Annotated in this window: 27 protein-coding genes; 11 read left to right on the top strand and 16 right to left on the bottom strand. The window is 65.9% G+C overall.

Going from position 1 to position 24386, the window contains the following annotated elements:
- Positions 1–28 precede the first annotated feature (28 nt).
- Positions 29–922, top strand: a complete 894-nt coding sequence (locus GM1_RS13490; protein ID WP_008379647.1) for a Bax inhibitor-1/YccA family protein — start codon at positions 29–31, stop codon at positions 920–922.
- Positions 923–996: 74 nt separating this feature from the next.
- On the opposite strand, the gene GM1_RS13495 is transcribed toward GM1_RS13490, so the two are convergent.
- Both GM1_RS13495 and GM1_RS13500 read right to left on the bottom strand, forming a co-directional pair.
- Positions 997–1593, bottom strand: a complete 597-nt coding sequence (locus tag GM1_RS13495; protein WP_008379648.1) for a DUF998 domain-containing protein — start codon at positions 1591–1593, stop codon at positions 997–999.
- Positions 1590–2012: a MarR family winged helix-turn-helix transcriptional regulator gene (locus GM1_RS13500; RefSeq protein WP_008379650.1), complete on the bottom strand. Its 423-nt coding sequence runs from the start codon at positions 2010–2012 to the stop codon at positions 1590–1592. The genes GM1_RS13495 and GM1_RS13500 overlap by 4 nt, the downstream gene beginning before the upstream one ends.
- A 91-nt stretch (positions 2013–2103) precedes the next feature.
- Between GM1_RS13500 and GM1_RS13505 the strand changes: the two genes are divergently transcribed.
- Positions 2104–3531, top strand: coding sequence for an MDR family MFS transporter (locus GM1_RS13505; RefSeq protein WP_008379652.1), 1428 nt, complete (start codon positions 2104–2106; stop codon positions 3529–3531).
- 5 nt (positions 3532–3536) lie between these two features.
- On the opposite strand, the gene GM1_RS22950 is transcribed toward GM1_RS13505, so the two are convergent.
- The 6 genes from GM1_RS22950 to GM1_RS13530 form a co-directional block, all read right to left on the bottom strand.
- Positions 3537–4118 (bottom strand): DsbA family protein, encoded by a 582-nt coding sequence (locus GM1_RS22950; protein WP_008379654.1) that lies wholly within the window; start codon positions 4116–4118, stop codon positions 3537–3539.
- The gene (gene nhaA, locus GM1_RS13510) at positions 4115–5449 is read right to left on the bottom strand and encodes a Na+/H+ antiporter NhaA (protein ID WP_008379657.1); all 1335 of its coding nucleotides are present in this window, start codon (positions 5447–5449) and stop codon (positions 4115–4117) included. Before nhaA ends, GM1_RS22950 begins: the two co-directional genes overlap by 4 nt.
- Positions 5449–6726 (bottom strand): competence/damage-inducible protein A, encoded by a 1278-nt coding sequence (locus GM1_RS13515; protein ID WP_008379658.1) that lies wholly within the window; start codon positions 6724–6726, stop codon positions 5449–5451. Before GM1_RS13515 ends, nhaA begins: the two co-directional genes overlap by 1 nt.
- A 73-nt stretch (positions 6727–6799) precedes the next feature.
- Positions 6800–7429, bottom strand: a complete 630-nt coding sequence (locus GM1_RS13520; RefSeq protein WP_008379659.1) for an MspA family porin — start codon at positions 7427–7429, stop codon at positions 6800–6802.
- 31 nt (positions 7430–7460) lie between these two features.
- Positions 7461–8090 (bottom strand): MspA family porin, encoded by a 630-nt coding sequence (locus GM1_RS13525; RefSeq protein WP_008379661.1) that lies wholly within the window; start codon positions 8088–8090, stop codon positions 7461–7463.
- A 379-nt stretch (positions 8091–8469) separates the two neighbouring features.
- Positions 8470–9693, bottom strand: a complete 1224-nt coding sequence (locus tag GM1_RS13530; protein WP_008379663.1) for an acetyl-CoA C-acetyltransferase — start codon at positions 9691–9693, stop codon at positions 8470–8472.
- Between the two features lie 99 nt (positions 9694–9792).
- On the opposite strand from GM1_RS13530, the gene GM1_RS13535 reads away from it, so the two are divergent.
- Together GM1_RS13535 and GM1_RS13540 are read left to right on the top strand one after the other, a co-directional pair.
- Entirely contained in the window at positions 9793–11217 is a 1425-nt protein-coding gene (locus GM1_RS13535; protein WP_008379666.1) for a cystathionine beta-synthase, read from the top strand.
- Positions 11218–11222: 5 nt separating this feature from the next.
- Entirely contained in the window at positions 11223–12365 is a 1143-nt protein-coding gene (locus GM1_RS13540) for a cystathionine gamma-synthase (protein WP_008379667.1), read from the top strand.
- Positions 12366–12592: 227 nt separating this feature from the next.
- Here GM1_RS13540 and GM1_RS13545 read toward each other — a convergent pair whose 3' ends face one another.
- Positions 12593–13498, bottom strand: a complete 906-nt coding sequence (locus GM1_RS13545; RefSeq protein WP_244874773.1) for a type IV toxin-antitoxin system AbiEi family antitoxin — start codon at positions 13496–13498, stop codon at positions 12593–12595.
- Between the two features lie 107 nt (positions 13499–13605).
- Entirely contained in the window at positions 13606–14103 is a 498-nt protein-coding gene (locus tag GM1_RS13550; RefSeq protein WP_008379671.1) for an SRPBCC family protein, read from the bottom strand.
- A gap of 75 nt (positions 14104–14178) precedes the next feature.
- Here GM1_RS13550 and GM1_RS13555 point away from each other — a divergent pair, with 75 nt between their 5' ends.
- The gene (locus GM1_RS13555; RefSeq protein WP_008379672.1) at positions 14179–14544 is read left to right on the top strand and encodes a helix-turn-helix domain-containing protein; all 366 of its coding nucleotides are present in this window, start codon (positions 14179–14181) and stop codon (positions 14542–14544) included.
- 114 nt (positions 14545–14658) lie between these two features.
- Here the strand turns inward: GM1_RS13555 and greA are convergent, their stop codons facing one another.
- From greA to GM1_RS13570, 3 genes are all read right to left on the bottom strand, one after another.
- Complete coding sequence (greA, locus tag GM1_RS13560) at positions 14659–15150, bottom strand: transcription elongation factor GreA (protein ID WP_008379673.1); 492 nt, start codon at positions 15148–15150, stop codon at positions 14659–14661.
- A gap of 98 nt (positions 15151–15248) precedes the next feature.
- Complete coding sequence (locus GM1_RS13565; RefSeq protein WP_008379675.1) at positions 15249–15998, bottom strand: queuosine precursor transporter; 750 nt, start codon at positions 15996–15998, stop codon at positions 15249–15251.
- Positions 15995–16477: a DUF4307 domain-containing protein gene (locus GM1_RS13570; protein ID WP_008379677.1), complete on the bottom strand. Its 483-nt coding sequence runs from the start codon at positions 16475–16477 to the stop codon at positions 15995–15997. Before GM1_RS13570 ends, GM1_RS13565 begins: the two co-directional genes overlap by 4 nt.
- 78 nt (positions 16478–16555) lie before the next feature.
- On the opposite strand from GM1_RS13570, the gene mca reads away from it, so the two are divergent.
- From mca to GM1_RS13595, 5 genes are all read left to right on the top strand, one after another.
- Positions 16556–17407, top strand: coding sequence for a mycothiol conjugate amidase Mca (gene mca / locus GM1_RS13575; RefSeq protein ID WP_052005415.1), 852 nt, complete (start codon positions 16556–16558; stop codon positions 17405–17407).
- Complete coding sequence (locus GM1_RS13580) at positions 17404–17712, top strand: hypothetical protein (protein WP_008379681.1); 309 nt, start codon at positions 17404–17406, stop codon at positions 17710–17712. The genes mca and GM1_RS13580 overlap by 4 nt, the downstream gene beginning before the upstream one ends.
- A 164-nt stretch (positions 17713–17876) precedes the next feature.
- The gene (locus tag GM1_RS13585) at positions 17877–19391 is read left to right on the top strand and encodes an AMP-binding protein (protein ID WP_008379683.1); all 1515 of its coding nucleotides are present in this window, start codon (positions 17877–17879) and stop codon (positions 19389–19391) included.
- Positions 19384–20022, top strand: coding sequence for a TetR/AcrR family transcriptional regulator (locus tag GM1_RS13590; RefSeq protein WP_008379684.1), 639 nt, complete (start codon positions 19384–19386; stop codon positions 20020–20022). The genes GM1_RS13585 and GM1_RS13590 overlap by 8 nt, the downstream gene beginning before the upstream one ends.
- Positions 20023–20036: 14 nt before the next feature.
- Positions 20037–20996, top strand: coding sequence for a phosphotriesterase family protein (locus GM1_RS13595; protein WP_008379686.1), 960 nt, complete (start codon positions 20037–20039; stop codon positions 20994–20996).
- Between the two features lies 1 nt (position 20997).
- Here the strand turns inward: GM1_RS13595 and GM1_RS13600 are convergent, their stop codons facing one another.
- Genes GM1_RS13600 through GM1_RS13610 form a run of 3 tightly spaced genes read right to left on the bottom strand, consistent with a single transcriptional unit; the run spans position 20998 to position 22123 of the window.
- Positions 20998–21411 (bottom strand): hypothetical protein, encoded by a 414-nt coding sequence (locus GM1_RS13600; protein WP_008379688.1) that lies wholly within the window; start codon positions 21409–21411, stop codon positions 20998–21000.
- 53 nt (positions 21412–21464) lie between these two features.
- On the bottom strand, positions 21465–21755 hold the full coding sequence (locus GM1_RS13605; protein ID WP_244874774.1) for a HepT-like ribonuclease domain-containing protein: 291 nt from the start codon (positions 21753–21755) through the stop codon (positions 21465–21467).
- A gap of 41 nt (positions 21756–21796) precedes the next feature.
- Positions 21797–22123, bottom strand: coding sequence for a nucleotidyltransferase family protein (locus tag GM1_RS13610; RefSeq protein WP_008379691.1), 327 nt, complete (start codon positions 22121–22123; stop codon positions 21797–21799).
- Between the two features lie 74 nt (positions 22124–22197).
- On the opposite strand from GM1_RS13610, the gene GM1_RS13615 reads away from it, so the two are divergent.
- A complete protein-coding gene (locus tag GM1_RS13615; RefSeq protein WP_008379693.1) occupies positions 22198–24192 on the top strand; it encodes a thioredoxin domain-containing protein in 1995 nt (664 codons plus the stop codon).
- The last annotated feature ends 194 nt before the right edge of the window (positions 24193–24386 follow it).

The raw sequence follows: 24386 nt of genomic DNA on the forward strand, positions 1-24386 counted from the left end.
AAGCACCCATTCGTCTAAGGAGCGGACAGTGCGAGAGAGCAGCAACCCGATCATGCGGGGCGTTGTCAAAGACAACAAGCAGCAGAACGCAGGCGGATACGCCACGTTCGGCACCGGGATGGCCGGTGCGGGCCAGGGCGCGATGACCTACGGCCAGCAGCAGTACAACCAGCAGTACACGCAGCCGGGTTACCAGCCGCAGGCCGGCACTCGCCCGATGACCATCGACGACGTCGTGACGAAGACCGCGATGACGCTCGGCACGGTCATCCTGTTCGCGGTAGCCACATACTTCGTGATCAGCGGTCGTGACACCGTCGACGCGCAGATGTCGATCGCCGCGCCGATCATGGGCGTCGGCGCCATCGGCGGCCTCGTTCTGGTCCTCATCGCGAGCTTCGGTCGCAAGCAGGACAACCCGGCGATCGTTCTCGCGTACGCGGCCTTCGAGGGCCTCTTCGTCGGTGCGATCTCATTCGTCTTCGGCAATCTGACGATCAGCGACACGTCCGCAGGCGTCATGATCGGCCAGGCGGTGCTCGGCACGCTCGGCGTGTTCGTCGGCATGCTCGTCGTCTACAAGGTCGGCGCCATCCGCGTCACCCCACGCTTCACCCGCATGATCACTGCGGGCATCTTCGGTGTCCTGGTGATGGTCATCGGCAACCTGGTCGTCGGATTCTTCAACGGCGGCACCGGTCTCGGCCTGCGCGACGGTGGTCCGATTGCGATCATCTTCTCGCTCGTCTGCATCGGCCTCGCGGCGTTCTCGTTCCTGATCGACTTCGATTCGGCCGACGAACTGATCCGCGCGGGCGCTCCGGCGAAGGCGTCGTGGGGCGTTGCACTCGGCCTCACCGTGACCCTGGTCTGGCTGTACGTCGAGATCCTGCGTCTGCTCAGCTACCTGAACAGCGACTAGTCGCGGACTGACTCATCTCAACCGTCGCCCCGGCTTCCCTCATGGAAGCCGGGGCGACGGCTTGTGCGTCGTGGTCAGAGCAGCAGGCCGATGGCGACCAACAGATAGAACACCGAGATCGCCACGATGAAAACCCGCTCGGCGATGCCGAACAGGCGCCGTCGAAGTGGAGTGACCAGGGCGACGACCAGCACGACCAGCGACACCAACGCGACGACGTGCAGCACGGAGGCGGCAGACGCCAGAGTGCCGCCGACAGTGTCGGACATCCACCGGCTGAAGTTCCCCGTCAGCGAGTACGAGATCGCGAACCAGGCGATCGCCAACACGTAGTGAAGCCTGCCGATCGTGGTGACGGCGGCGCCCTCGAGATCGGTCGGCGCCAGCGGCAACACCGCGAAGACGGCGGCGAGGACGAGGAGCAGTGCGGTGGCCTGCCCTTTGTCCGACCACGCGGGGAGCCCCGTCCACACGGCGGCGGCCAGGGCCGCCCAACCGGCGGCGGTCACGACCGTCATGGCGGTCGACAGACCGCGCGTCGGCCCGACCGCGTAATCGCTGACCGCGTGCCGCACCGGACTGTACGAGCGGCCGACAACGTGCAGTGCGGCGAAGATGATCAATCGGACGGTGAACGCGACGGCGGCCACCACGGCGAGAGCTGTGCTCATTTCTGATCCTCCGAGGTTCGGAGCGCATTGTGCAACGCGCGGATGGTGTGGGCGAGCTCTGTCGGATCGAGTCCGATGCGGCGAGCGGTGTCGCCGAGTCCGTCGCCGAGGAGTTCGTCGCACTCACGCCGGAGCGCGACGCCTTCAGATGTGGCGGTCCAGTTCCTGGTGCGTCCGGATCCGTCCGGCGACACGTCGTGAACGAGGCCGGCCGCTTCGAGCTTGCGGACGATGCCGCTCGACGCGGCGTCGCTCACTCCGACGGCGTGAGCCAGCTGGCGGCCGCTGATGCCGGGGTGCTCGTCGATGATGATCAGTGCGACGTAGCGGAGGTAACCGAGATCCCTTGTTCGCAGGATCTCGTCGGCCTGGCGGTCCAGGGTTCGGACGAGGTCGTGAAGTTCGTAGGCGAGGTTCACAGCACTGATTTAACTAGTTAAATCATTGTCTGGCAAGCCGCACCTGATAACTCGTTTGCATCGTTCGGGGGACGCGGGGTTTCCTTGTTCAGTGAATCGCAAGGACTACACCATCATCGGCACGTTGATCGTCGCGACTTTCGTGGTGATCCTCAACGAAACGGTGATGAGCGTCGCGCTCCCGATCCTCCAGACGGACCTGGGTGTTCCGCCGAGCCAGGGTCAGTGGCTGACCACCATCTTCATGCTGACGATGGCCGTCGTCATCCCGCTCACCGGCTTCCTGATCCAGATGTTCGGCACGCGGACGATGTTCCTCGTCGCGATGACGCTGTTCACCGTCGGCACGACGATCGCGGTCGTCGCGCCCGGCTTCGAAGTGCTGTTGGTGGCCCGCGTGGTGCAGGCGCTCGGCACCGCGGTGATGCTGCCGCTGCTGATGACCACGGTGATGACGCTCGTTCCGGAGGACCGCCGAGGCGTCATGATGGGCAACATCTCCGTCGTCATCGCCGTCGCGCCTGCGCTCGGTCCCACTATGTCGGGCCTGATCCTCGATCACCTCAGTTGGCGGTGGGTGTTCGGTGTGGTGCTGCCGTTCGCAGTGGTCGCGACGGCGGTCGGCGCGAAGTTCGTCGAACCGGTGGGTGAGCGGTCGTCGGCCCGCATCGACTACCTTTCGATCCCGCTGTCGGTCCTCGGCTTCGGCGGCCTGGTCTACGGCCTCGTCGCTATCGGCGAAGCGGCAGACGGCAAGGCTGCGATGCCGATCTGGATCCCGTTCGTCGTCGGCGCGATCGGGCTCGCGGCGTTCATCGGACGTCAGCTGCAGTTGCAGAGCGACGACCGGGCTCTGCTCGACTTGCGCGTGTTCACGTCACGCGCGTTCTCGCTCTCAGTGGTCCTGGTGGTCGTCGCGATGGCGACCATGATGGGAACGTTCATCGTCGTCCCGCTGTTCGCGCACGAAGTACTTGGCATGAGCCCGCTCGCGACCGGTCTGATCACGCTTCCCGGTGGCCTCCTGATGGGCGTATCGTCGCCGTTCATCGGGCGGATCTACGACCTCCGCGGCCCGCGGATCCTGGTGATCCCGGGAAGTCTGCTGATCGCGGGCGCCGTGTGGCTGATGACTCTGATCACCCCGGACACCTCGTTCTGGCTGCTCATGGGCGCCAACATGATTCTCTGCGTGGGTCTCGCGGCGACGTTCACCCCGCTGATGACGTTGAGCCTCGGCTCCCTCAAGCCTTCGCTGTACTCGCACGGCTCCGCCGCACTGGGTGCGCTGCAGCAGGTGGGCGGAGGCGCAGGCACCGCGCTGTTCATCACGATCATGACAGTCGTCGCACGTAACGGTGTCGACGCCGGCGACGCTGCGGACATCGCGATGACCGACGGAGTGCGGACCGTGTTCCTCGTCGCCGGATGCCTGAGCATCGTGGTCGTGGCGCTCGGACTCCTCGTGAAGGCGCCGAAGCCCGTGGAACACGAACTGGACGTCGAGCCGGTGCACTGACGCAGTCAGCTCACGCGGGGATCCGTCGCTCTTAGCTGGCGGATCAGGGTCTGCGCGTCGTGCGGACCGACGAGGCGTCGGCCGTTGACATAAAACGTCGGAACCGCGGTGATGTCCATCGCCTCGGCGTCGAGCATGTCGTCGCGAACTCGGGCCGACACCTCGGCTGAGGCGAGATCGTCGGAGAACTGGTCGACGTCGAGTCCGAGTTCCTCGGCCCGACGGATGATGTCGGACGGAAGCTGTCGATCCTGATCGGTCATCAGAGTCTTGCCGTACGCGAAGAACGCTCCCTGGCGGGCGGCGGCCTCCGACGCCTCCGCGGCGGCGACGGCGTTGGGGTGATGATGTTCCAACGGTGCATGGCGCCACACGTAACGGAGCTCATCGCCGAGGGCATGCCGCACCTCGTCGATCGCGCCCGACGCGCGGAGGCAGAAGTCGCACTGATAGTCGCCGTACTCGACCATGGTGAGCGGTGCATCGACCGGTCCGGCGATGTGATCGCGGCGAGGGTCGACCGGCCGAGCCAGCAGGTGCGACGCGTCGTCGGAGGGACGGAGGCGTTCGGCGACCCGGAAGATCACTGCCGCCAGTGCGAAGGCGAGGACCGATGCGATGAGGACACCGACGCGCGGGCCTCGTTCTGAGCGGCCGCATCGTCGATGGCGAGTTCGATGATGAACAACGAGATCGTGAATCCGATGCCGCAGAGGGCCGCGCCTCCGGCGATGCGATCAAGGGTGAGGCCGGGCCCGAACTCTCCGACGCCGAGCTTCTTCAGAACGGCGGACGAACCGAAGACGCCGACGAACTTGCCGACGACCAGGCCCACCACGACACCCCAGGTGAGCGGTGACCGAAGTGCTGCAGCCAGGATGTCGCCGTCCAGTCGGACGCCGGCGTTCGCCAGCGCGAACAACGGCAGGACGATGAAGGCGATGTACGGGGCGTACGCGAGCTGCAGGCGTTCGTTCACTGAGATCGACGACCTCAGACTGTTCGCCGCGGCTCGGGAGTACTTCGTATTGGGGGACTGCCGGAACGATCTTGCCAGGTCAAGAGCGTGCTCCACCTGCCGACGATCCGGACGGTACACCGGCACCACCATCGCGACCGCGACGCCCGCCAGCGTCGGATGGACTCCGGATTCGAGGAAAGCAGTCCACACGACGAGCGCGAGCACCGTGTACGCCAGCGCCCGCCCCTGCGGCAGGTACCGGGTCGCGTAGACGCCTCCGAGCCCCGCCGCGGCGACGACGAGCGGCCACAGGGCGAGGTCGTCGGTGTAGACGCCTGCGATGATCGCGAGGGCGCCGATGTCGTCGACGACGGCGAGTGCCAACAGGAACACTCGAAGGCGTCCCGGCGCGGAAGGCCCGATGAGGGCGAGTGCGCCGACCAGGAACGCCGTGTCGGTCGAGATGACCACACCCCACGCGCCCGCGTGTCCGGTGCTCGACGCGATCACTGCGAACAGCACCGCCGGGATGACGAGGCCGGTGAGTGCGGCGATCACGGGGACCAGTGCACGCCGAGTGTTGGTGAGCTCGCCGATCGTGAACTCACGACGCACCTCGAGTCCGACCGAGAAGAAGATCGCCATCAGGGCGTCGTTCACGATCGAGTGCATCGTGAAATCGAGCCGCGCGTCGCCGATGAACGCTCCGACCCTCAGATCCCAGAAGTCGTGATAGCTCGTGTACGACACGTTGGCCCAGACGATCGCAGCGAGTGTCGCCGTCAGGAGCGCGACGGCGCCGAGGCGTGCATCGCCCATCGACCGGATGCGTGCGGCGACCGACGGGCGGCAGCCGTCGTCGGGTTCGGTGGGGTCCGGTGATCGGGTCGTGATGGTGAGGAACTGTGCGGACCGGACCTCCGGCATCGGGAGATCGGATCGATCGCGTCGTCCCATCACCCGTCCTCGAGCGCTCGGGCGATCATGTGCAGCGCGGCGGTGGTCGCGAGACGACGCACGGAGTCGCGGTCGCCGGGGAACTGCCTGGTGACGGTGATCGTCTCCCGGCCCGCGATCGACAGGCCGAAGCAGACGGTGCCGACGGGTTTGCCGGGGCGTTCGCCGCCGGGACCGGCGATGCCGGTGGTGGACACCGCGATATCGGAGCCGATCACTTCGCGAGCGCCGTCGGCCATGGCGGCGGCGACGGGTTCGCTGACGGCCCCGAGTCGGTCGATGAGTTCGGCGGGCACGCCGAGAACACCGGTCTTCACGTCATTCGAGTACGAGACGACGCCGCCGAGCATGTAGGCCGACGAGCCGGCACGGTCGGTGAACCGCGCAGCGACGAGACCACCGGTGCACGATTCGGCGGTTGCGATCGTTCGCCCGTTCAGTCGTCCGACGAGGACGTCGTCGATCGTCGAGGCGTCGGTGGAGAAGATGCGCTCACCATGGCGGGCCAGGAGCAGATCCTGCAGGCGGTTGTAGATGTTCGCCGCGTGGCCGTCGAATCGGCTGACTATTTCGAGCTCGCCGCCTCGCATGCAGGTTGTCACTTCGACGTCGGCGAGGTCGGGCACTTCCGACTCGGCGTCCAGCAGAGTGACTGCGAGATCGGGCTCGGACAACCCGTACGCACGGATCGTCTTCTGCTCGTGGAGGACGCGCCCGGCGATCGCGTCGACGATCGGCGCGGTCCGGACGGCGACAGGCCACATCGCCTGCAATTCGTGGGGCGGCCCGGGGAGCACGAGGACGGCCGGGAGTGTGTCCGACGACGGCACTGCGACCCCGGGTGCGGTACCCGACGGAGGAATGGCCTGCGCCCCCAGTGGCACGAGCGCCTGTTTGTCGATCGCGGCTTCCAATGAAGAGGGGAGCGCAATGCCGTCCGGCACTTGCCGCCACGTGCGGATCACCGTCTCGATGGTCTGCCGCATCGCCGGATCCTGCTCGAGCGGGCGATCGAGGAATTCGGCGACAGTGGCCACGGTCAGGTCGTCGGCGGTCGGTCCGAGGCCTCCGGTCGTGACGATCAGGTCGACCCCCTCGGATGCGAGGAATCGCAGCTGCGCGAGAAGATCGGCAGGCCGGTCGCCGCACACCGTCAGATGGACTACGTCCACACCCAGATCGGCGAGTCTGGCGGACACCCACGGGCCGTTCCGGTCCGTGATCCACCCGCTCAGAACTTCGGTGCCAGTGACGACGATCCCCGCGCGTGTACTCACGGTGATGAGAGTACGCGCGCGGGGATCGATGCGCTGTTCGCTATTTCTCGCTCCTCGAGCGGAGTCGAGAGGGTCAGCCGAGGCTGAAGGGCTTGCCGTAGGTGGTGATGCTGCCCTTGAAGGTGTCGGTCGAGACCTGGACCTTCACAAGCGCGCGGGCCGACGCGTGGCCTGCGCAGCCGTCGACACCGAAGCGCTCCTGGCTGTAGGCGAGGCCGCCGCGGCCGTTCTCGAAGCTGATGCTGTTGACGTCATCATCGTCGACGACGGTCTTGATGATCGGGTAGAAGCCTGCCTCACCGGGACCGAGGTTGAAGCTGCCCGATGCGCCTGCAGTTCCTTCGAGGTCAGTGGGATCGATTCCTCCGTCAGGCGTTCCTGCACTTGCGCCGAAGTTGAGTTGGCAACCGACGAGGTAGCCAGCCGTGAGGGTGGCGCCCTTGATGTCTCCGGTGGTGCTGACAGCGATCTTGCCGGTGACCCAAGCTTCGCGACTGGTGGGGATGTTGGTGACAGCGCGCGACACGCGGACCGACTCGTCGTACAGGCGGATGGTGACGCCGTTGCCGTCGCCGAGGTTCTTGTGCTTGAACGAGCCGGGCAGCTTGCCTGCGTCGGCGTGGCCTGCGGCGACGCCGGTGAAGGCCATTGCTGCGGCGCCGACGACACCTGCGACTGCGAGGATGCGGGAGTTCTTCTTCATGTTCTGTGAGTCCTTATGCAGAGTCGTCGGGTCAGGAGAGGCTGAAGGGCTTGCCGTACAGGGTGGACTGCACGAAGCCGCTGGCGCCGGAGATAGCGCCGTCTTCGGCGGTGAAGCCGTCGGCCGCGAGGACCTGGACCACCGAGCGAGCGGAGGCGTAGCCGCCGCACTGCTGGACGTTGAGCTGGAAGGAGTCGACCAGGACGGTGCCGTGGCCCTTCTTCAACGAGAGCGAGTCGCCCTTGACGAACTTGACCTCACCCGGTTGAAGCGGGACCGACAGCGAACCGCTCAGCGAGGGAGTCGCCGAGATGGTGCCCGACAGTCCGCCTTCGAGGCCGGTGATGTTGATCTGGCAGCCGACGAGGTAACCGACGGTCAGCGAGCCGGTGCCCTTGCTGAGCTTGGCCGAATACGTGCCGGAAACGGCGGCCGAGCGGCCTGCGCCGTTGTTGGCGACAGAGACCTGCTGGCGGACGCTCTCGCCGGTGCGCGAGATCTTGACGACCTGGCCGTCGATGCCGGTGGTGGTCTTGCTGCCGCCGGGCAGACGAGCGGCGTCTGCGTCTCCGGTCGACGCGATGACGCCGGTCGCAGCGACTGCGAGTGCAGCCGACGCGACGGCTGCGCGCCGCACGAACGAGGTGGTCTTGACGGTCATCCAGGGCTCCTACATGTGGGGGTAAGAAATTCTTCGGACGTGACATTAGCGGATCGATGCCCCGTGTCGCAGGGAAAGATTCACTGTGAACTTAGGTAACACTAAGGTCGGATGCGTGCCAAGCTGGGCATGTTGATTTCCCGTAACCCGCATGACCCCGCCGTGTTGCATTCTGTCGTCCGAATGGCCGAATTGTCTCGGATTATGTGAAAAACATAAGCGAAACCGCGAATCGCAGGTGTTACATCCACATGGCTGTGAGTTCAGTCACCTCGTCTCGTTCCGTGGGATGCTCGACAATCGAATACGCGATTTCGGGCATAGAAAAACGGGCGGCCCCGGATTGCTCCGGTGCCGCCCGCTTGGGGTTCGTTCAGGTTCAGCTGAGGCGCTCGAGCACCATCGCCATGCCCTGGCCGCCGCCGACACACATCGACTCGATGCCGAACTGCTTGTCGGAGGTCTGCAGGTTGTTCAGCAGGGTGGTGGTGATGCGCGCACCGGTCATGCCGAACGGGTGACCCAGTGCGATCGCGCCGCCCGAGACGTTGAGCTTGTCGTGGTCGATGCCGAGTTCGTTGGCCGAACCGAGCACCTGGACGGCGAACGCCTCGTTGATCTCGAACAGGTCGATGTCGCTGACTCCCATGCCCGCGACGCGCAGTGCCTTCTTGATCGCCTCGATCGGGCCGAGGCCCATGATCTCCGGCGACAGGCCGGTGGCGGCCGTCGACACGATGCGAGCCAGCGGGGTCAGGCCGAGTTCCTTGGCCTTGACGTCGCTCATGATGACGAGCGCGGCGGCGCCGTCGTTCAGCGGGCAGGCGTTGCCTGCGGTGATGGTGCCGTCGGGGCGGAACACCGGGTTCAGCTGCGAGATCTTCTCGTAGGTGGTGCCTGCGCGCGGGCCGTCGTCCGTCGACACGACCGTGCCGTCGGGGAGGGTCACGGCGTCGATCTCGCGCGCGAAGAAGCCGCTGTTGATGGCCGCCTCGGCGCGGTTCTGGGACAGGACGCCCCAGCGATCCTGGTCCTCGCGGGAGATGCCGGTGTAGGTCGCCACGTTCTCGGCGGTCTGGCCCATCGCGATGTAGACGTCCGGGATGAGTCCGTCTTCGCGGGGATCGTGCCACGCGCCTGCGCCGCCCTCTGCGGTCTTCGCGGTACGAGCCTGAGCCTCGTCGAACAGCGGGTTCTTCGAGTTCGGCGCGCCGTCGGCGCCGCCCGAGATGCCGAAGCTAGAGACGCTCTCGACACCTGCCGAGATGAAGACGTCGCCTTCGCCTGCCTTGATCGCGTGCAGCGCCATGCGCGTCGTCTGCAGCGACGACGAGCAGTAGCGGTTCACGGTCACGCCGGGAACGTGGTCGAGTCCGAGCTGGACGGCGACCGAACGGGCGATGTTGTAGCCGCCCTGTCCGCCGGGCTGGCCGATACCGAGGTGGATGTCCTCGATCAGAGTCGGGTCGAGCGAAGGAACCTTCGCCAGTGCCGCGGCGATCATCTGCCGGGCGAGTTCGTCGGGTCGGACGTCCTTGAGGGATCCCTTGCCTGCGCGCCCGATGGGCGAACGAGCATGGGCCACAATCACTGCTTCTGCCATGAGCGTCAGGATACGCGAACGTGTTCCAGTTCAAGACAGTTACGGTCATGTCATCGGGCCGGTACGCCGCAATCGTCCGCGAGGTGGGACGATGGACTCATGCGCATCGCCAATCATGTCGTGGACCTGGTCGGAAACACTCCGCTCGTCAAGCTCAACTCGGTCGTCAAGCCGGGATCGGGCCTGGTCGCAGCGAAGATCGAGTACCTGAACCCCGGCGGCAGTTCCAAAGACCGCATCGCCACCCGGATGATCGACGCCGCCGAGAAGTCGGGCGAGCTGAAGCCGGGCGGCACGATCGTCGAGCCGACGTCCGGCAACACCGGTGTCGGACTCGCACTCGTCGCGCAGCAGCGGGGCTACAAGTGCGTGTTCGTCTGCCCCGACAAGGTGGCCGAGGACAAGCGGAACGTGCTGCGCGCCTACGGCGCCGAGGTCGTCGTCTGCCCGACCGCCGTCCCGCCGGAGCACCCGGACAGCTACTACAACGTCTCGGACCGTCTCACTCGTGAGATCCCCGGAGCGTGGAAGCCGAACCAGTACGCCAACCCGGCGGGCCCGCAGAGCCACTACGAGACGACCGGTCCGGAGATCTGGCGCGACACCGACGGCAAGGTCACGCACTTCGTGGCGGGTGTCGGCACCGGCGGAACCATAACCGGCACCGGTCGCTTCCTGAAAGAGGTGTCCGACGGCGGCGTGAAGGTCGTCGGCGTCGACCCCGAGGGCTCGGTGTACTCCGGCGGATCGGGGCGTCCGTACCTCGTCGAAGGTGTCGGTGAGGATTTCTGGCCCGCAGCCTACGACCCCACCGTTCCGGACGAGATCATCGCCGTCTCCGACTCCGACTCGTTCGAGATGACTCGTCGTCTCGCCCGCGAGGAAGGACTGCTCGTCGGCGGCTCGTGCGGCATGGTGATCGTCGCCGCACTCGAGGTCGCCGAGCGTGAGGGGCCCGATGCAGTTGTCGTCGCGCTGCTGCCCGACGGCGGCCGCGGCTACTTGTCGAAGATCTTCAACGACGACTGGATGAGCAGCTACGGCTTCCTCCGCACCCCGCTCGGCGGCGGCGACGTCCCGCAGTCGAACGTCGGCGACGTGCTGCGTGGAAAGACGGGCAACCTGCCGGACCTCGTTCACACGCACCCGCAGGAGACGCTGCGTGACGCCATCGAGATCCTCCGCGAATACGGCGTCTCGCAGATGCCCGTCGTCGGCGCCGAACCGCCGATCATGGCGGGCGAGATCAACGGCGCGGTGACCGAACGCGACCTGCTCAGCGCAGTCTTCGAGGGCCGGGCGAGTCTCGCCGACCCGGTGTCAGCGCACATGGGCGAGGCGTTCCCGCTCATCGGCTCGGGCGAGCCCGTGTCTGCCGCGATGAAGGCGCTCGGCGAGTCCGACGCCCTGATGGTCGTCGACGAGGGCAAGCCGATCGGCGTCATCACACGCCACGACCTTCTCGCTTTTGCCAGCACCCACCCGATCGCCCCGAACCTGATCACCGCAGTGCAGGAGGACTGAACCACATGACCGACCAAGGATTCTCGACCAAGGCCATCCATGCGGGCTGGGATCCGGATCCGCAGACCGGCGCCGTGAACGTGCCGATCTTCGCGTCGTCGACGTTCGCGCAGGACGGCGTCGGCGGAATGCGCGACGGATTCGAGTACGCACGCACCGGCAATCCGACTCGACGTGTTCTCGAGGCGAACATGGCCGCCATCGAGGCCGGCGTCTACGGCCGCGGCTTCTCGTCCGGCATGGCCGCGACTGACGCCCTGCTCCGTGCGACGCTGCGTCCGGGTGATCACCTGGTCATCCCGAACGACGCCTACGGCGGAACGTTCCGGCTGATCGACAAGGTGTTCAGCCAGTGGGGGATCACCTACTCGGTCGCGCCTGTCGTCGACCCGGAGGCCGTCGCCGCCGCGATCAAGCCCAACACCAAGCTGGTGTGGATCGAGACCCCGACGAACCCGCTGCTCAACGTCGGCGACATCGCGGCACTCGCGGACGTCGCTCACGCGGCGGGCGCGAAGCTCGTCGTCGACAACACGTTCGCGACGCCGTACCTTCAGCAGCCGCTGACGCTCGGCGCGGACGTCGTCCTGCATTCGACCACCAAGTACCTCGGTGGGCACTCGGACGTCGTCGGCGGAGCCCTCGTCACCAACGACGAGCAGTTGGACTCCGACATCGCGTTCCTGCAGAACGGTGCGGGCGCCGTCCCCGGCCCGTTCGACGCGTACCTCACGATGCGCGGCATCAAGACTCTCGCCGTTCGCATGGACCGCCACAGCGACAACGCGGAGAAGCTCGTCGACTTCCTGGTCGCGCACCCGAAGATCAACACGGTGCTGTACCCGGGCCTGGCAGGCCATCCGGGCCATGAGGCGGCGGCCAAGCAGATGAAGCGCTTCGGCGGCATGATCTCGGTCCGCGTGGCGGGTGGCAAGCAGGCCGCCCTCGACTTCTGCGCGAAGACCAAGATCTTCACGCTCGCCGAATCCCTCGGTGGGATCGAGTCGCTCATCGAGCATCCCGGTGCCATGACGCATGCGTCGACCGCCGGTTCGCTCCTCGAGGTGCCGGACGATCTCGTCCGCCTCTCAGTGGGCATCGAAGACGCCGACGATCTCCTCGCCGACGTCGATCAGGCTCTCGCCTGACCTAGGGGCGTGTCTCCTAACTCGCTTCGCGCGGTCTCGACGGCCAGATGCACTCCCCGCGGCGTTGTCGTCGGTCGTGATACCTACCGGTATCCCTCCCTCCTCCGCCTTGCGGGGCGCACACCTGATCCGCCGATCCCGAGCGACGAATTAGGAGACACGCCCCAGGTCTTCAACTTCGGCACTGTCGACCGCGCTATGCGCGGCAGACAGTGCCGAAGTTGAATTCACGCAGCGATCTGGCGCTGCTCGAGCGTGTGGCTCAGTTCGCGGAGGATGCTCTCGGGCCGGAACTCGAGCCGCTTCCAGGTGTAGATGAGCGGAACCCAGCCCTGGGAGGCCAGTGCGCTGGTGGTCTCCTGATCCGTCTCCCAGCGTGAATGCGACTTATGGAACGCCCATCCGTGCAGAGACACGACAATCCGTTCGGCGGGCCACACGAAATCCATCCGCCGCCCACCGATCCATACCTGCTGGGTCCACCCGACGATGCCGTGCTTGCGCAGGAACCGAACGAACTTCCGCTCCAACTCCGATTCGGACAGGTCCTCGGCCGCCGTCAGGATTCTCCGCGCCAAACGCATGCCGTACGCGCCGGAGTTCCGCTCCAGGGAGGCGCGAAGTTCTTTCAGCGTCACGCAGCGAGTCTGCAGCGCACGATCCATGAGTGAGATGCCGTCGTCGACTCCGAGTTCAGACGCTGCGGCGAGCAGTGTCAGCGGAAGAGCGGTCGTCGGGAGCCCGCGGACCCTCGTGAGGTCTTCGGCGGGGAACGTCCGCCTCCGCACGGCAGTGGGCACTCGACACGCGACGCCGTGTGTGGAGCGAGGCACCGACAGCGTCACCTCATCGTGGAGGTCGTCGATCAAGCCGTGCAGCCAGGCCGCGGCCGATCGGTCGGCGACCCCGCCGTTCGCGGCCAGGGCGATGCGCAGCCGCGCGGCGTCGGTCATTCGATGCTCGGCCGAAAGGAACACAGATCGCGCGTGCGGGACCCACAGGCCACACGCCACTCTCCGGTGCACTTGATCGCCGCTCATTCCGAGAGCGAGCGCTTCGTCAGTGGTGATGACGCCGTCGTGTTCGGCGAGGTGCCTTGCGACTCGCACCGCCGTCGATTTTTTGTCCCCCATACTCAATTGGACGCATGAAACAGGTGAACGGTTCCGTTCGGTGAATCGGTTGCACAACTTCGGCACTGTCTGCCGCGCATAGCGCGGCAGACAGTGCCGAAGTTCTATTACATTGCTGCGAAGTGTTTGATCGTGTCCGTGCGGACCATCCCGAAGGCGCCGTTCGCGATCGGACCGGACAGGAACGGGGGCAGACCCGCGCCGGCCAGTTCCATCGCGAACTTCCACACCAGGCGTGTGCCGTGCTCGGCGGGGGACACCTCGGTGTACTCGCCGAACTTCTTCAGGCCGGGGATGTTGGCGTGGACTCCGTGGAAGGCGTGGCGGTAGGTCGATGCTCCCGCGTCCTCGTCCCAGATGAAGAACACTTCGTTCATCTTCACGAGTCCGGGCGCGAGCGCGATCGACCGGGTGGTGCCGACGTGGTGGGGTTCCGGTGAGGTGTAAGTGACCGACGAGAGAGCGCGGCACCAGTCCAAGGTGTTCTGGCGCGTGAACTCGGCCCACGCGACCTCCGGCGCGACGGGCAACGTCACGTCGATCGTGTACTTCATCGGAGCGGCGTCGAAGAACGGTTCGTCGAATGATTCGAGGTCGTAGGCCATGGCCGCAGTGTAGCCACACCGCCTACACAACATGGTGGGCAGACAATGCGTTGTGCGTCCACAAGGCTGGATCGAGTGAGTGTCGCGAGGTGGGGGTCCCTGGATTGGGACACATACGCGTACTCGTTCGGGCACCGACTGCTCGTGATCCGTAAGGAGCGCGGCTACTCACAAGAGCAGCTCGCCGAGCGCAGCGGCATGCACCGCAATCAGATCTCGAACCTCGAACGCGGCACCAGCAACCGTGAGCCGTTCGTCTCCGACCCGCAGTTGTCGACGGTCTACCGACTCGCGCGGGCGCTGGACGTCCCTCCGGCGTATCTGCTCCCCGATCTCGAGCAACACGTGCGTCCCCGATCCACCGAGCAGGCGTCGTCCGACTCGCTCTCGGTTGTCGAAGTGCGACTCCGCGACGACCTCGAGTTCCTTCGCCGTCCCTAGTGTCGCGTGTTGAAGTTCCGTCTAGGAACTTTCACCACGCGACACTCGAACCGCCCCTGGAAACACCTCAGCGGCACCGGACGGGTGATGTCCGATGCCGCTGAGAGGGTCGTGTCAGGAGTGGTACGGCTCCGCGCTGACCAGCGTCACGCTGATCTTGGCGCCACTGGGAACCGTGTACTCGCGCGTCTCGCCGACCGTGGCGTCGATGATCGCGCCGCCGAGCGGCGAGCTCGGCGAGTAGATCTCGAGGTCGCTGGCCGAGCTCTCTTCGCGCGTGGCGATGAGGAACGTCTCGGTGTCCGATTCGTCGCCGTCGAAGTAGACGGTGACGACTGAACCCGGCAGTGCGACGCCCGACTGGGTGGGCGCCTCGCCGACCTGGGCGTTGTTCAGCAGGTCCTGCAGCTGGCGAATGCGCGCCTCCTGCTGGCCCTGCTCGTCACGGGCCGCGTGATAGCCGCCGTTCTCCTTGAGGTCGCCTTCTTCACGACGCTCGTTGATCTCGGCGGCAATGACTGGACGATTCGCGATGAGCGAATCCAGCTCGCCCTTCAAGCGCTCGAACGACTCCGGCGTCAACCATGTAACGCGGGTATCAGTCATTGTGATCTCCTTTTGCTGTCCGCGAATTGGACTGCTCTGAATGCAGCAACACGACCCCTTGCGAGGCCGTGCACGAGTCATCCTATCATTCGTGTGTTTTATGGCACAGGGACGCTCGACTGCTGCTGGGCTTCGAGAGCCTCGCGGTACGACGGTTCCGCTCGCTTCAGGTATCCGACGACGGCGTACGTCAACGGCATCACAACGACCTCGACCAGCGTCTTCCACACGAAACCGATGACGACGTAGTTGATGAAGTCCGACCACGTGGCGATTCCGATCGCGGTGGCGGCAATCGAGCAGAACACCAGCGTGTCGAAGAACTCGCCGACGACCGTGGAGCCGATGAGGCGGGCCCAGAGCCTGCGTTCACCCGCGCGCTCCTTCATCTTCACGAGGACGAGCGAGTTCAGCAGCTCGCCGACCACGTATCCGGCGAGGCCCGCGGCGACGATCTGGGGGACCGAGCCGAGCACGCCTTCGAATCCCGACTGATTGTCGTAGAAGTCGGCTGCCGGGAGCTTGATCGCGATCCAGAAACACAGGGACGCGAGGAGGATCACAGCGAAGCCCGCGGCGATCGTGCGTCGCATCGCGCGGAAGCCGTACACCTCACTGATCACGTCGCCGATCACATAGCTCAGCGGGAACAGGAAGAACGCGCCGTCGGTCACGAGACCGTTCACGTGGAGGGGGCCGAGGTCGAAATGCAGCCAGTCGCCGAACAACACGACGGCCTTGGTCGCGGCGATGTTGCTGATCAACATGACGCCGACGAACAGGGCCGTCAGGATCGGGAAGTACGGGCTGGAGAGTCGAGCGAATACGGCCTTGTTGACGGCGCTCATGCGGCCGGCTTCAAGTAAGGCGGAACGGTCGCCGTGCAGCCGAACACCTCGCCGATGACGGCGGGTCGCGAGGTCAGGACCTCGGTCTTCGCACCGACCTGCGTCTCGCCGCCTGCGGGGATGAGGACCTCTCGGCGTCCGACCTCGGCGCCGTCCTGTGCGCGCGCCCTGACGACGCAGGCGACCGCCTCGTCCGGGTTGCTGCGATTCACGGTGTACTGCACGGAGACGGTGTCGGACGACAGGATCTCGAAGGCAGTCGCGCTGCCCGAGACCTCCGGGTCGGCGAACTGCGTGTACCCGGCGTACGCCAGTCCGACGCCTGCGACGACGACCAGTGCCGACAGTGCGTAGAACCACCGCTTCTTGCTCGACGACGACTGTTCCACCGGATATGTCGCGCGTGGGCCGCTGCGGGGAATCGTGGACTTATCCTCGGCTGGGCCGGGCTCGACACTGCCCCCGTCTGAACTGCTCACGTGTCAATACCTACCATGAGTAGGAACAGCTAGCGAAGGTGAGGAAGCGTGAGCGAACACGCGAACGGTCTGCGTCTGATGGCCGTGCACGCACATCCCGATGACGAGGCCAGCAAAGCTGCTGCGACGCTGGCCAAGTACGTGGCCGAGGGTCACGAGGTGATGGTGGTGACGCTCACCGGCGGTGAGCGCGGCGACGTGCTGAACCCGGCGATGGACCGTCCGGGCGTGCTGGAGAACCTTCCGCAGGTGCGCCGCGACGAGATGGCGGCCGCGGCGAAGGTGCTCGGTGTGCAACATCACTGGCTCGGTTACGTCGACTCGGGGCTTCCGGAGGGCGACCCGCTGCCGCCGCTGCCCGAAGGCTGCTTCGCGCTCGTCCCGAATGAGGAGTCGACTGGCAAGCTCGTCGAGGTGATCCGCGACTTCCGACCGCACGTGATCATCACCTACGACGAGAACGGCGGCTATCCGCACCCCGACCACATCAAATGCCACGAGATCTCGGTCGCGGCGTTCGACGCGGCAGGCGACCCCGACGCGTATCCGGAGGCGGGGGAGCCGTGGACACCGTCGAAGCTGTACTACACGCACGGCTTCATCCGCGCGCGGATCCTGCGGTTCGCCGACGAGTTCGGGAAGAACGGGCAGGACAATCCGTTCGAGGAATGGCTGAGCCGCTGGAAGACCGACCAGGGCGACATGATGGCCCGGGTGACCACTCAGGTGACCTGCGGAGAGTACTTCCCGCAGCGTGACGACGCCCTGCGAGCACACGCGACCCAGGTGGATCCGAACGGCTTCTTCTTCGCCGTTCCGCTCGAATGGCAGCAACGACTGTGGCCGACGGAGGAGTTCGAACTCGCGCAGACCCGCGTGAAGACGGCGATTCCCGAGACCGACCTGTTCTCCGGAATCGAGCAGTCATGAGCCTGCACGCGTTGGCCGCTGCGGCTGCTGTCGTCGCCGCGGACCAGGAGCCCCGGGGCCCAGAGTTCGGCAAGGCGTCTCCGCTCGGTCTGCTCATCATCGTGCTGCTGCTCGTGGCGACGTTCCTGCTGATCCGGTCGATGAACCGCCAGCTCCGCAAGCTGCCCGAAAGCTTCGACACCGAACATCCCGAAGCCGACCAGAAGTTCGACGAGGGCACCGACTCGGCGGCCGCTGCAGAGTCTGCGTCCGCAGACGTCGCTCCTGACCCGTCCGACACCGGTCCGCCGCAGAAGGACTCCTGACTCCTTCCCGTGAGAATCCCACCCGTTCGCTCGTCGAGCCGGTGGGATTCTTCATTGCGCCGCCGAGATTCCCGAATTCCCTGAACCTGAATCCGGTTTCAACTATGTTCGCCTGGTGACCCCGATCACTCTGGGGTCGCGTCGAACGAGTGGAAGGCCGGCGCATGGTCAACGTGGCAGCGATCGTCTGGGAGAACGCGGCGGCAGATCCCGACCGGGTCGCGCTCCGGTCGGCACGAGGGGATCTGACGTACGGCGAACTCCGCGACCGAAGCGGCCGCGTCGCCACCGCGGTGCAGGCCGAAGGCCGACGCCCACTCGAACGAGTCGTGTTCATCGCACCGACGATCATCGAGTTCCCGATCGTCTATTACGGACTGCATGCGGCGGGCGTCAGCGTCATCACGATGAACACGATGGCGACGGCAGCCGAGATCGGATACGTCCTCGACGACTCCGCGGCGTCACTGGTCATCGCGTGGCACGAATGCGCCGGATCCGCAGAGGCGGCCGCCGCAGATCGTGGACTGCCGTTCTGGCGGATCGACGACGGCGCCGTGTTCGACGATCAGCCACTCGCGCAAGCGCACGAGCATGAGCCGGACGACACCGCCATCATCCTGTACACCTCGGGGACCACCGGACGACCGAAGGGCGTCGAACTCACGGCGGCGAACCTGGTCGACACCACTGCGTCGTTCACCCCCGTCCTCGGACTGACCTCGAACGACAGGTTCGGCACAGCGCTGCCGCTGTTCCACGTGTACGGCCAGGCGGTCATCATGAACCTGACGCTGGTCTCGAACGCCTCGTTGTCCCTGCTGTCGCCCTTCGACCCGACCGCGATGATCGAACTGGTCCGCAACGACCGGTTGACCGCGCTCGCAGGCGTCCCGACCATGTGGAACGCGATGCTTCAGGCGTCCGACGGTTACGGTCCCCGCGACTTCGAGCAGCTTCGTCTGGCCACTTCGGGTGGAGCGTCGTTGCCCGTCGAAGTGATGCGCGCGTTCAACGAGAGGTTCGACTGCGCGATCCTCGAAGGCTACGGACTCACCGAGTCGACGGGGGCCGCCAGTTTCAACGACATCCACCGTGTGCTGAAACCGGGAACGGTGGGCCCGGCGTTGCCGGGCACGTCGATCGAGGTCCGGAGCCCAGATGGCGACCTGCTGCCTGCGGGGGAGGTCGGGAACGTCTACCTCAAAGGACCGACGATCATGAAGGGCTATTGGAACCGGCCCGAGACCACCGCGGCGGAACTGCGCGACGGGTGGCTCACCACCGGCGACCTCGGGAAGCTCGACGACGACGGCTACCTCAGCATCGTCGATCGGGCGAAGGATCTGATCATTCGCGGTGGATACAACGTGTACCCGCGAGAGGTCGAGGAGGTGCTCTATGAGCACCCCGACATCGTCGAGGTCGCGGTGGTGGGTGTGCCGGACGATCACTTCGGCGAGGAGGTCGCGGCGGTGATCGCCTTGCGCCCGGGCACGACGGCGACGGTCGACGGCATACGGACCTGGGCGAAGACGCAGCTGTCGGCCTACAAGGTGCCGCGACTGATCCAGTTCGTCGAGACCCTCCCGAAGGGAGCGACCGGCAAGATCCTGAAGCGCGAGATCAACCGGGACGCCATCCGGGCGTCGGTCGTCGGGACGAGTGCCGATGGCTGACGCGACGACAGTGAAAGAACCGCCTGCGACAGCGCGTGGCGCGCGTACCCGCGCCGCGTTGATCTCCGCGGCGCGCGTCGTCTTCGAGCGCGATGGATTCCTCAACTCGCGGCTCACCGACATCACAGCGGAGGCGGACTGCTCGACGGGATCGTTCTACACCTACTTCGCGACGAAGGAGGACGTCTTCTTCGCCGTGATGGAGCGGGCGCGAGACGACATGCTGCACCCGGGAGTACACCATCAAGCGCCCGACGACGATCCGGTAGCCGTCATCGAGGCGAGCAACCGGGCGTACTTCGAGGCCTACCAGCGCAATGCGCGGCTCATGATGCTGCAGGAACAGGTGGCGACGATCAACGCCGACTTCCGTGCGTCACGCATCGAACGTAGTGAGGCATTCGTCGAGCGGAACGCGCGAAGCATCAAACGTATGCAGGACGCCGGGTTGGTCGACGAGACGCTCGAACCGGTCATGACTGCTCGGGCGCTGTCGGGCATGGTCGCCCGCCTCGCGTATCACCACCTGGCCCTCGGCGTCGACGGCGACATCAACGACCTCGTTTTCACCAGCACGAAGCTCTGGGCGAACGCGCTCGGGCTGACTCCCCGCAACGACCCCTCCCATTGAAAGGCACGTCAAGCATGAGCACCATCCAGACCGTCTCCGGGCCGATCGACTCCAGCGAGCTCGGACGAACCCTCGTCCACGAGCACGTGTTCATTCTCAACACAGAACACAAGGAGAACTACCTCACCGACTGGGATGAGGAGCAGCAGATCACCGACGCGGTCGCAAAGCTCACCGAACTCAAAGAGATCGGCATCGACTCGATCATGGATCCCACGGTGCTCGGCCTCGGTCGATACATCCCGCGAATCAAGCGGATCGCCGAGCAGATCGACTTGAACGTCGTCGTCGCGACCGGTCTCTACACGTACAACGACGTCCCGTTCCAGTTCGAGTACCGCGGCCCCGGAACTCTCGTCGAGATGCCGGAGCCGCTCACCGAGATGTTCGTCAAGGACATCACCGAGGGCATCGCGAACACCGGCGTTCGCGCCGGGATTCTCAAGTGCGCTATCGAGCATCAGGGCCTGACACCTGGCGTGGAGCGAGTGATGCGCGCCGTCGGTCAGGCGCATGTGCAGACCGGGGCGCCGATCACCGTGCACACGAACCCGGCGGCCGGAACCGGTCTGATCGCGCAGCAGGTCCTCAAGGAGGAAGGGGTCGATCTGAGCAAGGTGATCATCGGCCACTGCGGTGACAGCAACGACATCGACTACCTGTGCAAGGTGGCCGACAACGGCTCGATGCTCGGCATGGACCGCTTCGGGCTCGATGTGTTCAACCCGACCGGCGAACGCATCACGACGATCATCGAGCTGGTGCGCCGCGGCTACGTCGACAAGATCACCCTCGCCCACGACGCGAACTGTTTCATCGACTACTTCAGTCCGGAGCACAAGCATGCGATCGCCCCGAACTGGAACTACACGCACATCAGCAAGGACGTCATCCCGGCGCTGTTGGACGGCGGTGTCACCGAGGCGGACATCAACACGATCCTGGTGACCAACCCTCGTCGGCACTTCGAGTGAGTTAAGCGAAGCCCAGTTCGGCGGCGACCGCTCGGGCGTGTTTCGCGGTGTTCTTGGGCACCTCGACCGCCCAGGCGGTGCCGTCGGCGAAGAGCACCACCACGCGGGTCGACGCGACTCCGCCGCCGACCTCCATCGCGATGACGGCGGACCGTGGGACCCGTGCGACGACGTCCTTGGGCTTCAGCGTGATCGCTCCCGCCATCGACACGAGAACCAGTTCGTGAGCGGTCACCGCGAGGAGCCCCACGCGACCGAACGCCGGGGTGTTGTTCTTCGCCTGTCGGCCGGAGTGCTCGGCCATCGCGATGCCGAGGGTGCCGAGCGTGAGCATCTTCGCGGTGGAACCCTTGCTCATGACCCGCACTGCCGCCATTTGGGGCATGCCGATCAGATTCGATGCATCAGTGGCCATTGCGCACTTCATTCGGGCCGTTGAGATGCGGCATCAGTACCGCGGGGTGAGACCTAGTCAGTCGGTTGATACCTGCGCAGAGCTTCAGCGAGTACTGGGAGATACGTCTCGACAACGTCGCGGACGATGTCGATGTCGACACCGAAGTACTGGTGCACCAGTATGTTTCGGAATCCGCGGACCTGTGGCCAAGCGATCTCGGGGTGGGCGTCGACGATCGCCGGTGGCAGGTGATTGGCCGCCTCGCCGATGATTTGCAGGTTTCGCTCGATTGCGTCTTCCGCCATCAGGACCAGGTCCGAGTCGCCGTCGAGTGCACCGACGTAACGTTGGCAGCGATCCACTGCTTCGAGGATATCCGCGACCCTGAGGTCGGCATTGCGACTCACAGAGCGACCGCGTCGACGAGAGCTGTGTCAGCGACCGGCCGCCGGAGGAGTTGAAGCGGGAAGATGTCGACATCCCGGCCGAACAGGCTCCGGCACTCTTCCATCAGACCAGATGCGCGCATCAACAGATTTCCGTCGGAGGGGTCCATCTCCACCAGTATGTCGATGTCGGATCCGGCGTGGGCGACTCCGCGAGCGACCGAGCCGAACAGTTTGGGACTGGTCGCTCCGTACTTTCTCAGCAGATCCTCGAACTCGAGATGACGGGCAGCGAGGAGATCACGGATCGCGCGTGTCTCTGGAGTCGCTGAAGCCTTTGGCATAGTGCCACGATACCGGCCAGAACAGTGGAGTGGGCCTTGCCTCGACATGCAGGTGGGTCGGGCAGGATGGGAGTATGAACCGCCTCCAGGACAGCAGTTCCCCGTACCTTCGGCAGCACGCGGGCAACCCGGTGCACTGGCGGGAATGGAGCGACGAGGCGTTCGACGAGGCACGCAGGCGTGACGTTCCGGTCCTGTTGAGCATCGGTTACGCCGCGTGCCACTGGTGCCATGTGATGGCGCACGAGACGTTCGAGGATGCGGAGCTCGCGGCCCAGATGAACGACGGATTCGTCTGTATCAAGGTGGACCGCGAGGAACGCCCCGACATCGACTCCGTGTACATGGCGGCGACCGTCGCGATGACCGGTCAGGGCGGCTGGCCGATGACCTGCTTCCTCACCCCGGACGGCGACCCGTTCTACTGCGGCACCTACTTCCCGCCGCGACCGCGGAACGGGCAACCCGGTTTCGGTGACGTCCTCGACGCCATCAGTCGTACCTGGGAGTCGCGGCGCGACGAGGTGGAACTCGCCGGGTCGAAGATCACCGAGCATCTGCGATCGTCCGCCGCCGGTCTGCCCGACGGACCGCGACTCGATCGGCAACTGCTGGCCGACGCGGTCAGCCAGATCGTCGCCGATGAGGATCCGGTCTCGTCCGGATTCGGCGGCGCGCCGAAGTTCCCGCCGTCGGCGATGCTCGAAGGGCTGATCCGCGCCGCCGAGTACACCGGCGACGACGCCGCACTCGCCGCGGCGTCGCGCACCCTGGAAGCGATGGCGCGCGGCGGCATCTACGACCAGCTCGCGGGCGGCTTCGCGCGCTACTCCGTCGATTCGGCCTGGGTGGTCCCGCATTTCGAGAAGATGCTCTACGACAACGCACTGCTCCTGCGTGGGTACGCTCACCTCGCCCGACGCGGTGATCCGCTGGCGCTGCGGGTCACCGAGGAGACCGTCGCGTTCCTCGACGACGCGCTGTGGACGGGAACGGGATACGCGTCGTCGTTGGACGCCGACACCGAGGGTGTCGAAGGCCTCACGTACGTGTGGAGTCCGGCCGAGTTCGCGGACGTCCTCGGCGACGACGCGGACTGGGCGGCCGACTTGTTCACCGTCACCACCGAAGGGACTTTCGAGCACGGGACGTCCACGTTGCAGCTGCTGCACGACCCCGACGACGTCGCACGGTACGAGTCCGTCCGGGCCCGGCTCTCCGCCGTGCGGGCGCAGCGGCCCCAGCCCGACCGTGACGACAAAGTCGTCACCGGATGGAACGCATTCGCGATCACCGCGCTCGCCGAGGCCGGCGCGGGACTCGGGCGGCCGGACTGGATCGACAGGGCCGCAGAGTGCGCGTCGAATCTCCTCGACACGCACCTCGTCGACGGCGACCTGCGTCGATCGTCACTCGACGGAAAGCCTGCCACGCCGCTCGGCGCCCTTGAGGACTACGCGGCGCTGGCCACCGCGTTGCTGACACTGCACACGGTGACGGGCGCAGATCGGTGGCTCGCCACGGGACTGTCGATCCTCGACCGGGCGATCGACGTCTTCGCCGTGGCCGACGAGCCGGGGGCGTGGTTCGACGCGCACCCGACCGGTCTGCTGCTCCGGCCCAGGGACCCGGTGGACGGCGCCACTCCGGCAGGCGCATCGCTGATGGCCGAAGCACTGCTCATCGCGGCCGTCCTCTCCGACGCCGACCGCGCCGCGCGCTACTCCGAACTCGCCGACAGCACCCTCGCTCGGGCGGGCATCATCCTCGCCAAGGCTGCGCGTTCGGCGGGGCACTGGCTTGCCGTCGCGCAGGCGTATGTGGCGGGCCCCGTCCAGGTCGCCGTCGCGCAGACACCCGACTCCGACGGCGCCTTCGCAGCCGACATCCGACGGGCCGCGCCGGGCGGAGTGGTCGTGGTGGCGGGACCGAAAGACTCGGCGCCGCTGTTGGCCGACCGCGGACCGCTCGCCACCGGCGGTCGACTCCGCGACGCGGCCTACGTCTGCCGCGGTGAGGTGTGCTCACTGCCCGTCACCGCTCTCGACCGCGTGGAGTCGTTGCTGTAACGGCCTTTCGGCTCACGCGTCGCACTCCTGCTTCTTGAGCGCGCGTCGTCCTCCTGCTCCTTGAGCGAGCTTGCGAGTCGAAAGGTATTCGGGTGCAGGGGCTTTCGACTCGCTCCGCTCGATCAAGGAGCAGAAAGTCGCGGCTCGCTCAAGACCCGTTTGCGAGTCGAAAAGGCGCCAGAGAAGAGCATTCT

Origin of the sequence: Gordonia malaquae NBRC 108250, assembly GCF_000344135.1 — a bacterium.
Classification (GTDB): domain Bacteria; phylum Actinomycetota; class Actinomycetes; order Mycobacteriales; family Mycobacteriaceae; genus Gordonia; species Gordonia malaquae.